This is a genomic window from Actinobacillus pleuropneumoniae, from assembly GCF_003290385.1.
GTDB lineage: Bacteria > Pseudomonadota > Gammaproteobacteria > Enterobacterales > Pasteurellaceae > Actinobacillus > Actinobacillus lignieresii.
In genome coordinates, this window is the sequence record NZ_CP030753.1 from 1,061,717 (window position 1) to 1,074,869 (window position 13,153).

20 protein-coding genes are annotated in these 13,153 nt (G+C 39.6%); 15 read left to right on the forward strand and 5 right to left on the reverse strand.

All coding sequences use genetic code 11. From position 1 onward, the window contains the following. Nucleotides 1-8: 8 nt before the first annotated feature. The 4 genes from DRF63_RS04870 to DRF63_RS04880 all read right to left on the reverse strand — a co-directional run bounded on the left by DRF63_RS04870 (nt 9) and on the right by DRF63_RS04880 (nt 1,727). Entirely contained in the window at nt 9-995 is a 987-nt protein-coding gene (locus DRF63_RS04870; RefSeq protein ID WP_005597471.1) for a hypothetical protein, read from the reverse strand. Nucleotides 996-1,005: 10 nt separating this feature from the next. Beyond that, complete coding sequence (locus tag DRF63_RS04875) at nt 1,006-1,308, reverse strand: helix-turn-helix domain-containing protein (protein ID WP_005597473.1); 303 nt, start codon at nt 1,306-1,308, stop codon at nt 1,006-1,008. A 1-nt stretch (nt 1,309) separates the two neighbouring features. Then, nucleotides 1,310-1,432 (reverse strand): hypothetical protein, encoded by a 123-nt coding sequence (locus tag DRF63_RS11360; RefSeq protein ID WP_005610193.1) that lies wholly within the window; start codon nt 1,430-1,432, stop codon nt 1,310-1,312. 100 nt (nt 1,433-1,532) lie between these two features. Beyond that, on the reverse strand, nt 1,533-1,727 hold the full coding sequence (locus DRF63_RS04880) for a DNA-binding protein (RefSeq protein ID WP_005597478.1): 195 nt from the start codon (nt 1,725-1,727) through the stop codon (nt 1,533-1,535). 96 nt (nt 1,728-1,823) lie between these two features. Between DRF63_RS04880 and DRF63_RS04885 the strand changes: the two genes are divergently transcribed. The 5 genes from DRF63_RS04885 to DRF63_RS04905 are packed head-to-tail and all read left to right on the forward strand — an operon-like array spanning nt 1,824 to nt 4,761. Next, nucleotides 1,824-2,276: a helix-turn-helix domain-containing protein gene (locus DRF63_RS04885; protein ID WP_005597479.1), complete on the forward strand. Its 453-nt coding sequence runs from the start codon at nt 1,824-1,826 to the stop codon at nt 2,274-2,276. After that, entirely contained in the window at nt 2,277-2,696 is a 420-nt protein-coding gene (locus DRF63_RS04890; protein ID WP_005597482.1) for a hypothetical protein, read from the forward strand. A 21-nt stretch (nt 2,697-2,717) separates the two neighbouring features. Continuing rightward, nucleotides 2,718-3,236 (forward strand): RIP homotypic interaction motif-containing protein, encoded by a 519-nt coding sequence (locus tag DRF63_RS04895; protein ID WP_005601429.1) that lies wholly within the window; start codon nt 2,718-2,720, stop codon nt 3,234-3,236. Nucleotides 3,237-3,271: 35 nt separating this feature from the next. Next, entirely contained in the window at nt 3,272-4,309 is a 1,038-nt protein-coding gene (locus DRF63_RS04900) for a hypothetical protein (RefSeq protein WP_005597484.1), read from the forward strand. After that, nucleotides 4,306-4,761, forward strand: a complete 456-nt coding sequence (locus DRF63_RS04905) for a hypothetical protein (RefSeq protein ID WP_005597487.1) — start codon at nt 4,306-4,308, stop codon at nt 4,759-4,761. The genes DRF63_RS04900 and DRF63_RS04905 overlap by 4 nt, the downstream gene beginning before the upstream one ends. A gap of 121 nt (nt 4,762-4,882) precedes the next feature. Here DRF63_RS04905 and DRF63_RS04910 read toward each other — a convergent pair whose 3' ends face one another. Continuing rightward, nucleotides 4,883-5,137: a Gp49 family protein gene (locus tag DRF63_RS04910; protein ID WP_005597489.1), complete on the reverse strand. Its 255-nt coding sequence runs from the start codon at nt 5,135-5,137 to the stop codon at nt 4,883-4,885. A 215-nt stretch (nt 5,138-5,352) separates the two neighbouring features. Between DRF63_RS04910 and DRF63_RS04915 the strand changes: the two genes are divergently transcribed. The 10 genes from DRF63_RS04915 (at nt 5,353) to DRF63_RS04960 (ending at nt 13,046) form a co-directional block, all read left to right on the forward strand. Then, nucleotides 5,353-5,727 carry a putative holin gene (locus tag DRF63_RS04915; protein ID WP_005597491.1) on the forward strand — a complete coding sequence of 125 codons (375 nt, stop codon included), beginning with the start codon at nt 5,353-5,355 and terminating at the stop codon, nt 5,725-5,727. Nucleotides 5,728-5,729: 2 nt separating this feature from the next. Then, nucleotides 5,730-6,338, forward strand: a complete 609-nt coding sequence (locus DRF63_RS04920) for a transglycosylase SLT domain-containing protein (RefSeq protein ID WP_005597492.1) — start codon at nt 5,730-5,732, stop codon at nt 6,336-6,338. Further along, nucleotides 6,323-6,763 (forward strand): hypothetical protein, encoded by a 441-nt coding sequence (locus DRF63_RS11270; RefSeq protein WP_005619734.1) that lies wholly within the window; start codon nt 6,323-6,325, stop codon nt 6,761-6,763. The genes DRF63_RS04920 and DRF63_RS11270 overlap by 16 nt, the downstream gene beginning before the upstream one ends. 102 nt (nt 6,764-6,865) lie before the next feature. Beyond that, nucleotides 6,866-7,216, forward strand: a complete 351-nt coding sequence (locus DRF63_RS04930) for a hypothetical protein (protein WP_005619736.1) — start codon at nt 6,866-6,868, stop codon at nt 7,214-7,216. Nucleotide 7,217: 1 nt separating this feature from the next. After that, entirely contained in the window at nt 7,218-7,523 is a 306-nt protein-coding gene (locus DRF63_RS04935; RefSeq protein WP_005597499.1) for a hypothetical protein, read from the forward strand. A gap of 9 nt (nt 7,524-7,532) precedes the next feature. Further along, nucleotides 7,533-8,072 carry a DUF3486 family protein gene (locus DRF63_RS04940; RefSeq protein WP_005597501.1) on the forward strand — a complete coding sequence of 180 codons (540 nt, stop codon included), beginning with the start codon at nt 7,533-7,535 and terminating at the stop codon, nt 8,070-8,072. Continuing rightward, the gene (locus DRF63_RS04945) at nt 8,072-9,691 is read left to right on the forward strand and encodes a terminase large subunit domain-containing protein (RefSeq protein WP_043991822.1); all 1,620 of its coding nucleotides are present in this window, start codon (nt 8,072-8,074) and stop codon (nt 9,689-9,691) included. Before DRF63_RS04940 ends, DRF63_RS04945 begins: the two co-directional genes overlap by 1 nt. 2 nt (nt 9,692-9,693) lie before the next feature. Beyond that, complete coding sequence (locus DRF63_RS04950) at nt 9,694-11,205, forward strand: DUF935 domain-containing protein (RefSeq protein WP_005597506.1); 1,512 nt, start codon at nt 9,694-9,696, stop codon at nt 11,203-11,205. After that, nucleotides 11,198-12,448 carry a PBECR2 nuclease fold domain-containing protein gene (locus tag DRF63_RS04955; protein ID WP_005597508.1) on the forward strand — a complete coding sequence of 417 codons (1,251 nt, stop codon included), beginning with the start codon at nt 11,198-11,200 and terminating at the stop codon, nt 12,446-12,448. Before DRF63_RS04950 ends, DRF63_RS04955 begins: the two co-directional genes overlap by 8 nt. Before the next feature lie 106 nt (nt 12,449-12,554). Then, nucleotides 12,555-13,046: a phage virion morphogenesis protein gene (locus tag DRF63_RS04960; RefSeq protein ID WP_005597511.1), complete on the forward strand. Its 492-nt coding sequence runs from the start codon at nt 12,555-12,557 to the stop codon at nt 13,044-13,046. Nucleotides 13,047-13,153 lie beyond the last annotated feature (107 nt).

Below are 13,153 nucleotides of genomic sequence, written 5' to 3' on the forward strand. Positions count from 1 at the left end.
CATCGTCCTTACTCCACGATTTGTGCATCGCTTACTTCGTCTAAAATTGCCGCTATACTCGGTTCAACCGAAGGCTTATCAGCGTATTCAGGTTTTGCCCATTCAGGCAGATTATCGCCCGTTGGTTCATCGGTTAAGTTAAAGCGTTCTTTAAGCTCCGATAAAATCAACTGATACTCGGCAAGCACACCACTCATAAACTGACGATGGTCAATACCGTGTTCTTCTTGATGAGCTTGTAAGGCTTCAAAAGCCTGAAACACCTGCCCACGCAAAATGGCTTCCGCTTTGTAGCTAATCTGTGCAGCTTCTTCTCTCAACATTCCACCACGTTGGTCTGGCGTTTGGGTTTCAATCAGCAGGGTTTTCTTCGCCAATTCCTTATCCAGTTTGTTTAAACGTTCGTCCTTATTAGCAATCACTTTCGCCTGTGCATCGTAGTTTGCTTTCACGCTTTCCAGTTGCTTGGTCAGGCTCTCTTTTTCCTTAGCGTGCTTAGCGGTTAAATCTTCGATTTTCTCAATCAAATCTTCCTTGTCGGTGGTTTCCGAATAATCCGCATCCACAATCTCCGCTCGGGCTTCTTCAGGCAACTGACGGAGTTTACGCATTTCACGGTAACCCAAGCCTAGGCGTTGGCTGGTTTCTAGGAAGTCTTCACCGAATTTAGAAAGATTTTGCAGGTCTTCATCAACTTTTTGGCGAGTTAAACCGCAAGCTCTACAAAATTCTTCCCAACTGCCGACCGTCGTCAGTTCTCCGTCAATATAAGTTACTAACCCTTTGTATTTCTTAGCTTCTTTAACTTCTCTCATTACTTTCAAAGTGCCGACCGTCAGCAGTTTGTTTACAAAACCAAAAGCTCTAATCATACCCATTGCTTCGTGAGCTTCCGCAATATCCTGCGTCATCGCCTTTGCCGAAAGTGCGGTCGCATTTTGCACCTTTTGCATTTCCGCTACAGCTTCTTCACTAAAAATATGTTCATTACTCATTATTCACTCCTTACCAACTACCTGCTTGTACACGCTGGTCAATCAAATCAATATGTTCGCGTTGTTTCTGCATTTCACGGTAATAGGTCACTGCAATCTGCAAACACTGCACACTTAACGCATAAGCCCCCGTATCCAACCGTTGCACAAAACCTTCCGATTCTAAAAAGGCAATCGCTCGGGTGACATTCACAGGTGTTTCGCCAATCGCTTCACACAATTCCTTATTGGTTAGTCCTGTCAAACTTCTGCCTTTCAAGGCTTTCAAAATCCGCAACGCCCGTTGCGTGGTGTTTAATTTCTCACGGCTCATCTTATTGCCCTCGCATTTGTCGAATAAACGCAGGCACGTTATCCATCGGCTTTGCCTTTGGCTCCACCACATAGCCACAACGATTTAAAAAGCCCGTTGCCAGCTTAATTAACAATCTTTTCATGGGTTTTCTCCTATCAATTTATACAAGCGGTTAAATTCCGCCATGTTTTTACAAAAGCATCGCTTTTCAGATCTGTTAAATTGTTAAAGAGCAAAGTGCGTTAAGCCGCCGCTTTTAAGCCAAGTTTCAAGGCAATTTCATGGCTTTTGCCATAGCTTGCTTTAATCGTGCCATTTAGCACTCTTGAAACATGGGTTGGGTCATAACCATTGGCTTTTGCCCAGTGAGCAAAAGTTTCTCCTTTCGCTCTAAATTCCGCCTTTACTTCAGTTGGCGTTTTAACTTTTTCTTGCATTGTTGCTTCTCCTCGTTGTGTTATAATTGATTAAATTTTTAACCAATCTTTTAAAAGCATTATGAGAACTAAAGTTCTCAAAGTCAAGGATAAATTGTGAATAATAGTTCTCTTTTTGCTGTTCGATTAAAAAATGAACGAAATCGTTTAGGTTTAACACAAGCGGATATTGCCAATAAATGCGGGGTTTCTCGTGAAATGTGGGGAAAATATGAACGTGGTGTAGCTTTAGCAGGAAGTGAAGTTTTGTTCTCATTAACTGAGATTGGTGTAGATATAGGATACTTATTTTCAGGTACTCGTTCAGTTCCACTTACTGAAAATGAAATATCTCTTTTAGATGATTACCGACAAAGTAACGAACAAGGTAAAGCTGCTATTGAACAAACAGCACAAGCATTGTCTGCAGTAAATAAACTGTTACAGAGCAGTGAAAATACAACTAAAAAACAATCAAGCCCTCATACCGAAATGCATATCAGCGAAGTAAAACAACAAAACAATATTCAACATTTAGAAGGTGGTATCACGTTTAAAGAAGGAGACTAAATGGCATTCCACATCAATAAAATCGGGCAATTTAATAACATCAACGAAGCTCACTTTCATCAAGTCGAAAAGGAAATCGATAAGACGTGTCCCCACGTTGTAACCTGTCCTCAATGCGGTGGAGAAAGCTATCGTTTTAATGAATATTGCAATAACGGAAAATGTACTTTTGGTATTAAGGCGTATTTTGATAACCAAGAACGGTTGGAAAAAGAACGACGCCGTAAAGCCCTCTTGCAAAAACAAAGCCAAAAGCTCGTCATATTCACGATTATTGGCTTTGTATTGTGCTTATCAGGGCTATTTTTAGGCAGTAAATATCCCCTAGGCTATGTATTGTTCTTTGCCGCAGGTTTGTTAGCTCTCATTTTTAATAAAGCTGGGCAACATATTGAACAAGAAATTAGGAATATTGAGTAAGCTAAACCTAAGGAGAAAAAGATGATCGGCATACTAAATAAAATGAAAGAAGACTTTTATGTCCAAAAGAAAGATGGCTCAACAAAAGGCTCATATCAAGGTTCTTTTACGGGAACAGTTATTATTGTGTCTGATATTAAAGCGGATATACAAGAAGGCGACGTTATCATTCGTACATTACCAAATGGTAATTATGATCGCTATTATATTACAGAGGTAGTTTGTTACTCTCAGTCGCTTGGTGGGATTCCAGCACATTACCAAGTAAAATTTACTAAGTCACCGCCTTCACAACAACTGGAAAGAAGTGTACAAAACATAAACATCCATGGCACTCAATCTGTTCAGATTGGTGATCACAATATTCAACATATCACAAATACGTTTAATGAATTGATTCAGAAAATAGATTCATCATCAGCCTCCGAAACAGAAAAACAACAAGCTAAATCCTTACTTAACCAGTTTTTAACACACCCATTAGTTGTATCTATTTTAGGTTCCGCTGCTGGCGCAACAATAGGTCTTTTAAAGTTGTAAAGGCAATATGAGTAAATTTACTTAAGGAAAATATTATGGCTAAAAAACCAAAATCAGAAGTTGTAACAGACAAGAAAATTGAAACTGCTGAAGTAACATTGCGTGCATTTAAAATCAATAACCCAAATGCAACAACTGCAACAAGTCAAGTAAGAGAAAAACTTGAATCCTTTTTAGAGAGTGAACACTCGGCTGAACAACGTTGTTTGATATTAAATCCCGATGATGAGAATAAAGAACAAGATCTTATTTCAGATTACAGTAGTAAGGGAAAACAGCAATCTCTTTTTTGTACATTATTGAGAATGAAGTTGGGAAATGGTGTTCAGCATATTACCGATGATTTATTAAGTGAGCATAAATTCAGCATTAACGATTTAAAACAGCGTACAATTAAAACTGCAGGCATCTATCAACGCCATTACTATTTTTCTATTCTAGGAGATTATCTCGTTACTGCTGGAATGCCTTTAAATCAAACGATTAAACAGTTACAAACTTATTTAGCTTGGCTACTTAATGATGAAACATTAGAAATTATACCAATGATTGAGCCACCTAAAGAATGCAAACTTAGTGATTTGGCTTCAGCTACTTTTACCGATCCTGAATTTAATGATGTACCTCAGCCACAATCAGAGCAAACTAATAACAAAGAGCAGCCAACTACAGATAATTCACCTGCATTACCTGTGGAAAACACAAGAACTAAACGAAGTTGGCTTAATACTGCTGTTATCAAAGAATTATTGCCTAAATTAATGAGAGAAGGGTCGGACTTTAAAGAGATTGAAGATCTTGCTAAAATAATCTCAGCTGAGCTCGTGGTAAAATTTAAAAAACCACGCGGGATGGTTCAGCAAGATTATGAAAAAATACTTGGCGCAACACTTAAGCCGGTAAGTGATATTGAGAATGTTCAATTTAAAACTAAAGATAAAAAACGCATAGTAAAAGGAAAAGATTTGCTTAAAATGAAAAAAGTTGAAATTGAAAAAACAAATAGTGGGTATCTCATTGAAGAGCAACTAATCCAAGCTATGGCACACTATCTACAAGAGATCAGTCAGTGAAAATTTTGATTAAACTTATCGCAGCATTTACACTGTCGATAGTTATCAGTAATATCAGCAATTATCGCCCTAATGCGACTATATTAAATGTCCTGTATACAGTATCTGGTATTTTATTTAGTGTCGGTTTAGGGCTAATTATCACACTTGTTCCTAACGGCATCCGTAACCCTATTTATATTAATGAAATTCGTCAAACTGTTAATGAAGTCAGAAATCGTTTTTTTGTTGAATTTGCTATTGTAACATTAAGCTATGTTATTTTTTCCGACTCAGACAACTGGTCGATATATACATCACTGATTTATGAAAACTTTACAATAAAGGTTGATCTTGTGCTATTTTCTGGTTCGGTGATTTTTCTATCATTACCATATTTTGTAATCAATTTTCTGTCTATTCAAAAACTGAATAATGATATTTTTGATCGCGTATCACAAGAAACACAATGATAGAAAACTTTAAAACAATTTAAATAGAATTAAAACACAATTTACTAAACTCCAGTTACCTATTCAAATCAAGTAACTGGAGTTTTTATATCTCAACTTAACTTTATAGTTAATACCTAGATCATAAGGCAGCTTCATATTTGCGTTGTACTGCTAAATACCCCTCTAACTGCCAAATTTTCTCTACTGCATTGTCGTAAGCAATTTTTTGCCCGATGTCAGCATCAAAATCTGCCTTGTTGATACAGGCACTTTCTCCCGTTACGGTAAATCCATTTTTCAGGGTTAAAACACATACCGTTAAAGCATCACCGAAACGTTGATAGTCAGCATTGACAATAAGGCTTTTGATGTAGTCTAAAGTAAGTTTTTGCATAGTTGTCTCCGTTGTAGTTAATGGCGGTAAATCATATACCTTGCCGAAAGGGTTAATATGAGAAAAAATTGATACATTCTCGTATCTCCTTATTTCTGCGCCAATCATAGCTAACACTCACAAAACTCTATTCTAGCCGTGTCCAAAATACTTATACACTCAAGATAGCTACACTAAAAAAGCCTAATCAATCAATTTTTAATAAAGGAGTATGTATGAAAGGCTTTTTTAACGCATTAAAACAAGGTCGTTTGTTATCTTGGGTCGTGTCCTCATTAGTATTACTTATTGTCATTGCGCTAGTTTCCCCGCAACAATTGCCGGTAGTGTTGTATAAACTTGCCTTAGTTTGTATGGCAGCCATTATTGGTTATCACTTAGATCGTGCATTGTTTCCTTATTCCAGTCCGGGGAGTTATTTAGACATAAACTGGAAAGTTTATTTTAAACATCAACATACTAAAAACTCAGACCAAGCCAAACCGGAATATCCTGTACATAAAGGCTATGAGTTGATCTTTGCTTTAGTCGTATTGCGACGTGCTTTGATTGTCGGAGCTGTTATGTTAGGTGTCACACTAGGGCTGTAATTATGCAAATTATTCGTCGTTTGATGTTTGTAGTTGCCTTAATTTGTCCACTTATAGCACAGGCTGAACCGCAAGCTGCCAAGCTATATCAACGGGAACTTACCCGTAATAGCTATGCTATTGGGGGATTAAATGCACCGGTTGCTATGTTTGCCTCCCAAGTCCATCAAGAATCTCAATGGAATGTAACCGCACTTTCTCATGTCGGTGCGCAAGGTTTAGCGCAGTTTATGCCACAAACTGCAAATTGGATTGCTACACAATACCCTGAACTTAAAACTAATCAGCCTTTTAACCCAAGTTGGGCATTGCGGGCGTTAGTTAGCTACGATTATTGGCTTTATCAGCGTATCCATGCCGTAACGGACTGCGACCGTTGGGCATTTGCCTTATCCGCCTATAACGGCGGATTAGGTTGGGTACAACGCGATAAGCGAAAAGCACGTATACAAGGGCTTGATCCTATGTCTTATTGGCATGCCGTAGAATCTGTTAATTCCGGTCGCAGCCGTGCTAATTTCATCGAAAATCGAGGATATCCCAAACGGATTATTTACCGTTGGCAGCCACTCTACTTGCATTGGGGAAATTCAGTATGTTTGGACGATTAATAAAGTTTTTGTTCAACTCCAATACAAGTAAGCAACTCATTAATTTCATTGCCATTATTGCCGTTTCTATTTTTGGTTATTACCAGGCATATAACAGTGGTTATCAAACTGCCAAACTGGAATGTGAGATTGCTAAAAACCAAGTAGTACAAACACAGTTACTAACACTGGATGAGCAAATAAAACGAGCCAATATGGTTAATTTAGATTTGACTGAAAACTTAGGGCTATACCAAAGACTGGGGGATAAAACCACCGATGAATTACAAAAGATTTTGGCAAAAACACAGCATTTACGTCGCCATTGTCAGTTTGATATTGACAGCATGCGGGAACTCAACACCACCCGCAATCGTGCTGCAAAAGCCACTACCGGCGGTCTTGCTGACAACTTGCCTGCCGCCGGTGCCACTTCCGGAAAATAATGCTGATGCAATATTTATCGCACTTAAGCAAATGTATGACTTATACGGCGAATGCGCCGGCAAGCATTTTGAGCTGATTAAAACAATAAGTAAGGAAAATCTATGATTGAAATTAGTGGATGGCAGGTTGTCACCTATTTTGTGGGATTAGTCATCACCATTATAGGTATGCTAATAGGCTTCGGTAAAATTTTACTAGCGCAATTTGAATCGAAACTCAATGAGAAATTCAAGTTTAGTGAAGAACGTTATCGTCGCCTACATGATGATATTAAAGCGGCAAAAGAACTTTCTGAAGCTGCCAATAAAACCGTTATGGAACTAAAAGTAACAATGCCGAATGAATATCAACGGCGCGAGGATGCCATTCGTAGCGAAACCGTTAATTCCGCACGATTCGATACCATTAACGAAAAATTAGATAAAGTGATTTTAATGTATGGACGAAATTAACATGATTGAATTTGATAAGAACAAACGTGAACACGTACGCTGGTTGATTTTGCTTACTCTCGACCATGCTCGTCCGATTGGTGCAGCGGAAAGTCTGATTCTAAGCACGATTCAATGTGTACCAATGCAACTAACCGCATTAGAACTGCGCCGTGAATTAGATTATCTAGCAGGTAAAGCATTAATCGAAATTAAGGGACGAGATACGGCTCGCTGGCACGCAAAACTAACAAGTAATGGCGTAGATATTGTGGAATATACATCACCGGCAAGCCCTGGAATTGCACGCCCTGAAAAATATTGGTAAGGAATAATTATGCCGAAACGTTCGACAGTAAAAAACCTACCACAAGTCGTCAAAGACTGGCTTGATGCTGCATTAGTAGAAAATAATTTTAGTGGCTATCGTGAACTTGAAGAAGCCTTGAAAGCTCGTGGTTATGATATTTCTAAAAGTGCAGTACACCGTTATGGACAAAAACTAGAACAACGTCTTGCTTCAATTAAAGCCAGTGCAGAAGCGGCAAAGGTGATTTCTGAAAATATTAGCAATGAAAAAAGCGCACAAAGCGACGCCATTTTAGAAATGATCCAAAGTGAAGTATTTCAGGCATTAATGAGCCTACAGGAAATTAAGGAAGAAGATGATCCGATGAAACGGCTTGCTGCACTATCTTTTGTAGGGAAAAACATTAGCCCACTCATTAGTGCAAGCATTAACTTAAAGAAATACCAGGCAGAAATTAAAGCTCGTGCTGAGGCAGCTGCTAAAGAAGTGGAGAAAGTCGTGAAGAAAAACGGCTTGACGGAAGACACAGCAAACCAAATCCGAAAACAAATTTTAGGGATTGTGTAATGACTAAGCCAAACCAAGATGCGATAGGCATGCTTCCATTTAAGCAATCTACCGTGTCATTGCAAGTACAGGAACACTATAAAACGCCAATGTTGTTACTGGGTTATCAACAGCGATGGTGTGCAGATTTAACCCCGGTCAAAGTGTGCGAAAAGTCTCGCCGTATCGGTTTATCATGGGGTGAAGCTGCAGATTCTGCACTGTTTGCTGCGTCTCAAAAAGGTATGGATACCTGGTACATAGGTTATAACAAAGATATGGCACAGGAGTTTATCCGTGATTGCGCCGATTGGGCTAAAGCCTATGGATTGGCTGCAGGTGAAATTGAAGAAACAGAAGAAATTTTTAAAGAAGGCGATGAAGAAAAAGCCATTCTTGCTTATGTTATCCGATTCTCTAGTGGTTGGCGTATTACTGCACTGTCATCCCGTCCATCAAACTTAAGGGGTAAACAAGGTCGTGTAATTATCGACGAAGCAGCATTCCATGACGATCTATCGGAATTACTCAAAGCTGCTATGGCATTACTCATGTGGGGCGGTCAAGTACATATTATCAGCACTCATAACGGTGTAGATAATCCGTTTAATGAATTGGTTAATGAAGTACGTGCTGGCAAGAAGCCTTACAGCTTACATACCATTACTTTTGATGATGCCATTAAAGACGGTTTATATCAGCGAATTTGCCTGCGATTAGGACGTACTTGGTCACAGCAAGCACAAGATGAATGGGTAGCTGAAATTCGAGCTTCTTACGGAGATGCAGCCGCAGAAGAATTAGATTGCATTCCACGTAACTCTGGTGGCGCATGGCTAACACGCGCCCTAATTGAAAGTCGTATGAATGCAGATACGCCTCGACTTTGCTTGGAGAAAAAAGATGAGTTTGCCCTGCAGCCTGAGCCAGTTCGTAACAGAGAAATTGCACAGTGGTGTGATGAAAATCTTTATCCAATATTAACTGCATTACCGGAAAAACAAAGGCATTTTTTAGGCATGGACTTTGCGCGTAGCGGTGACTTATCCGTTATTGCTGTTGGGCAAGAACAATCTGATATTCGTCTCAAAAACGTGTTGTTATTGGAGCTTTCTAATATACCGTTTGCGCAACAAGAACAGATTTATTTCTATATTGGTGATCGTTTACCGCGTTTTAGTAAAGCCGCTAATGATGCTCGAGGTAATGGACAAAGTTTGTCAGAAAAAGCTTTTGATCGTTATGGTGCAATTGTGGAAGGCGTAATGCTAAGCGAAAGCTGGTATCGCGAACACACAGCCCCGTTTAAAGCCGCTTTAGAAGATGACACGCTTTTCGATATTGTAAAAAATGATGACGTATTAGCAGATTTACGTGCTTTTCAAGTGGTAAAAGGCATTCCACGTCTGCCGGATAAACGCACTCTAGGACAAAATAAAACCAAACGCCATGGCGATGCGGCGATTGCATATCTATTGCTGCATTATGCTTACCGTACCGACCAAAGTTTTGAGATCAATTTTCGTTCTACAGGTACACGAACAACCACTCAATTATTCAATGACAATGGTTTTGAATACGTCCGGACAGGGCGAGGTTTCGGTTCAATTCGCGGTGGCAATGACTTCAGAGGATATTAAATATGTCAGTTAAAGACTGGTTTAAAAGTAAAAATAAAAAGCCGGAGCTTAACCGTGAAATTGCGGCAACAGGTGATGGATTGGATATTACTAAAGGTTATGTTGGTGCATTAGCAGAGCCGGAAGACGGCGTATTACGTGGTCGTGGAGGCGGTGATTTAAGTTTATATGAAGATGTATTGAGCGATGAAGAAGTCAAACGCACTTTCAGCCAACGACAAGATGCATTAGTCGCTCGTGAATGGGTGGTAGAGCCTGCTAGCGATGAACCGCAAGATATTGCAGCGGCAGATTTTATCCGTGATTGGGTAAACCAAATTGGATTTGATCGTATTAGCAAACTGATGCATTACGGCATATTCTACGGTTATGCGGTCGCTGAATTACTGTATCGAATCAATGAAGACGGAAAATATATTGCGGATATTAAAGTGCGTAACCGACGTCGTTTTCGTTTTACGCCCAAAGGTGAATTACGTTTATTAACACGTGAGAATCAGGCTGAAGGTATCGAATGTCCGACACCCTATTTCTGGACATTCTGCGTAGGTTCTGACCATGATGATGAGCCTTACGGTATTGGGCTTGCGCACTGGCTTTATTGGGCAAGTAAATTTAAACGTAACGGCGTAAAATTTTGGCTAATTTTTTTAGAAAAATTCGGTATGCCGACCGCACTTGGACGGTATCAACCAAATGCGTCTATTGAAGAACAAAATAAATTATTGGAATCCTTGTACGCAATCCAATCTGATAGCGGCATTATTGTGCCAGCAGATATGCCCATTGAATTACTCAGTGCTGGACGTAGCGGAACGGGTGATTATAAAGCCTTATATGACACCATGAATGAGACTATCCAGCGTGTCGTATTAGGACAAACATCATCATCTGGAGGTACTCCAGGTAGATTAGGCAATGATGATTTACAGGAAAAAGTGCTGGAATCGATTATTAAAGCCGACTCTGACGTTATCTGCGAATCCTTTAACCGTGGTCCGGTAACCTGGCTTACGCAAATGAATTTTTCTAACGCTAAGCCACCGCGTATATTCAGAATGTTTGAAGAATCAGAAGATTTAAACGAAAAAGCTGAACGAGACAAAAAAGTATTTGAGACAACAGGTTATCGTCCGACCTTAAAACAAATTCAAAGTTCATACGGTGGTGAATGGGAAAAGGCGGAACGTTTAACCGATTCTACAGAGAACAACAAAAGTGCGGTCAAAAATAAGGTTGATTTTGCACATATTGTAAGTGATGAACAAGATATACCCGCACAAATGGTAAACCAGCTAGATAATACCCTTGCACCAGTAATTGATGACTGGGTAAGCCAAGTACGGGCATTAGCAAATAATGTTGAATCTCTTGAACAGTTACGTGATGAATTATTAACCTTAATGCCTGAAATGGATTTAGCCCGTTATATCGAAGCAATGGAAATTGCACTTAGTGCGGCACATTTAAGCGGGCGTGAAGCGGTGGTAAGAGAGGCAAAACAAAATGGATAATATCATTTACGGCAATGTCCCATTCAACGAACAAATTGCATTTTATCGGCGTAAAATTCCGACACCAACAGCTACATGGACTGATATTTATAATGCAGAACATGATTATGCTGCCGTTGTTGCTGGGGCAAATCGCCGTGAAATTATTGAAGATTTTGCCAAATCTATCCAAGACTTCATCGAAAATGGTAAAACACTGGAAGATTTTCGCAAGGACTTCGACAAAATTGTGGCAAAACACGGTTGGCAATATAACGGTGGGAGAAACTGGCGTAGTCGAATCATTTACGAAACGAATTTACGTAGTAGCTATCAAGCTGGGCGTTATGCGCAACTGCAAGAGTTAAAAGAAACCATGCCCTATTGGGAATATGTTCACAGTGATGCAGTCACCCATCCAAGAGTTGAACATATGCACTGGGATGGTCTGATTTTACGCCATGACGATCCATGGTGGAAAACGCATTTCCCTATTAATGCCTGGGGGTGTCAATGCACTGTGATTGCTCGCAGTCAAGCCTATATGGATAAATTAGGGTTAAAACCGGATAACGCACCGGCGATTGAATGGGAAGAAAAGTTGATTGGTAGACGAGGTCTAAACCCACGTTTAGTTAAAGTACCAAAAGGGATTGACCCTGGCTTTGAGCATATACCGGGGGCTTCTCGACTTAATGCTCATACACTACCACCGCTAGATAATAATGAGCAACCGCGCAAAGTAACGTTTTATCCACACCGTAAAGATACGCCGATTCCAATGCCGCAACCACGTACGATTTCGCATAAATTAATCTTACCGGCTGATAAGGATGACGCATTTTATATTAACTCGTTCCTATCGGAATTTGGTGCAACAAAGGAAAATCCGGTGATCTTTCAGGATATTATTGGTGAGCCTTTAGTGATCAGTGAGACGTTATTTACCTCACGAAGCGGTCACACAAAAGTGAAAAAGCGTGGACGTGAAGTTTATTTGAAAATACTTGCACAGGCACTTAAAGCACCGGATGAAATTTGGGTACGAGCAGAACATCATCACCATTTAAATTTATTAATTGTACGTCGTCGTTATATTGCCCGTTTTAAGCTAGATGACGGTAAACAAGAAGTACCTGCGCTGGCAGTATTTGATGTTGGCAAAGACGGTTGGGAAGGTACTACGATTTTTGCGCCGGATAATAGCGAATATCTTGAACAAGTACGCACAGGCATTATGCTGTATTACCGCGATGAAGAGTAAAAAAAAACTCACCCGCCGCCACAGGTGAGTTTCGCCGGGTGTGGGATTGGAGGTCTTGGCGGAGACTGCCCACCCGATACGAACTAATTGCATCATAGGAGATAACATGAGTGGCGTCAAGGTTGAAATCAATACCCAACAGCTTACTACTATTTTAAATAAAGCAGTTCAAACTTTAGCTAATCCAAAAGCTATGTTTGGTGAGATGGGGGAAACTTTATTAGAGATCCATAGTATCCGATTTACGCAACAGCAAGCACCTGACGGTACGCCTTGGCAACCATTAGCGGATTGGTATAAAGATAGTAAGAAATACAATCAAGATAAAATTCTCACCCTACACGGTGATCTACGCGGTACATTACGATATCAAGCAGATAATCATGGTGTGATATTTGGTTCCGACCGTCCTTATGCGGCAATTCATCAATTTGGTGGCACGATAAAACCTAAAAATAAAAAAATATTAAAACTGGGAACATCATATGCACGAAGTATCATAATTCCTGCTCGTCCATGGCTTGGTATTTCTGCTGACAATGAACAACGATTAATTGAAATCGCACGTAATCACCTTGAAAACGCATTTAATGCATAAAACGCTTGTAAAGCTATTTTAATGTTTATTCTATAAATGATTACTTAGATACTTTTTAAGGTGTTTATAAACATTTATAAACGCCTTAAATGCAAATAAATCATCTC

Excerpts from the sequence above, each read along its gene's own strand:
- DRF63_RS04870 (WP_005597471.1), bottom strand. The coding sequence starts at position 995 with ATGAGTAATGAACATATTTTTAGTGAAGAAGCTGTAGCGGAAATGCAA.
- DRF63_RS04875 (WP_005597473.1), bottom strand. The coding sequence starts at position 1,308 with ATGAGCCGTGAGAAATTAAACACCACGCAACGGGCGTTGCGGATTTTG.
- DRF63_RS11360 (WP_005610193.1), bottom strand. The coding sequence starts at position 1,432 with ATGAAAAGATTGTTAATTAAGCTGGCAACGGGCTTTTTAAATCGTTGT.
- DRF63_RS04880 (WP_005597478.1), bottom strand. The coding sequence starts at position 1,727 with ATGCAAGAAAAAGTTAAAACGCCAACTGAAGTAAAGGCGGAATTTAGA.
- DRF63_RS04890 (WP_005597482.1), top strand. The coding sequence starts at position 2,277 with ATGGCATTCCACATCAATAAAATCGGGCAATTTAATAACATCAACGAA.
- DRF63_RS04895 (WP_005601429.1), top strand. The coding sequence starts at position 2,718 with ATGATCGGCATACTAAATAAAATGAAAGAAGACTTTTATGTCCAAAAG.
- DRF63_RS04900 (WP_005597484.1), top strand. The coding sequence starts at position 3,272 with ATGGCTAAAAAACCAAAATCAGAAGTTGTAACAGACAAGAAAATTGAA.
- DRF63_RS04910 (WP_005597489.1), bottom strand. The coding sequence starts at position 5,137 with ATGCAAAAACTTACTTTAGACTACATCAAAAGCCTTATTGTCAATGCT.
- DRF63_RS04915 (WP_005597491.1), top strand. The coding sequence starts at position 5,353 with ATGAAAGGCTTTTTTAACGCATTAAAACAAGGTCGTTTGTTATCTTGG.
- DRF63_RS04920 (WP_005597492.1), top strand. The coding sequence starts at position 5,730 with ATGCAAATTATTCGTCGTTTGATGTTTGTAGTTGCCTTAATTTGTCCA.
- DRF63_RS11270 (WP_005619734.1), top strand. The coding sequence starts at position 6,323 with ATGTTTGGACGATTAATAAAGTTTTTGTTCAACTCCAATACAAGTAAG.
- DRF63_RS04930 (WP_005619736.1), top strand. The coding sequence starts at position 6,866 with ATGATTGAAATTAGTGGATGGCAGGTTGTCACCTATTTTGTGGGATTA.
- DRF63_RS04935 (WP_005597499.1), top strand. The coding sequence starts at position 7,218 with ATGATTGAATTTGATAAGAACAAACGTGAACACGTACGCTGGTTGATT.
- DRF63_RS04940 (WP_005597501.1), top strand. The coding sequence starts at position 7,533 with ATGCCGAAACGTTCGACAGTAAAAAACCTACCACAAGTCGTCAAAGAC.
- DRF63_RS04945 (WP_043991822.1), top strand. The coding sequence starts at position 8,072 with ATGACTAAGCCAAACCAAGATGCGATAGGCATGCTTCCATTTAAGCAA.
- DRF63_RS04950 (WP_005597506.1), top strand. The coding sequence starts at position 9,694 with ATGTCAGTTAAAGACTGGTTTAAAAGTAAAAATAAAAAGCCGGAGCTT.
- DRF63_RS04955 (WP_005597508.1), top strand. The coding sequence starts at position 11,198 with ATGGATAATATCATTTACGGCAATGTCCCATTCAACGAACAAATTGCA.
- DRF63_RS04960 (WP_005597511.1), top strand. The coding sequence starts at position 12,555 with ATGAGTGGCGTCAAGGTTGAAATCAATACCCAACAGCTTACTACTATT.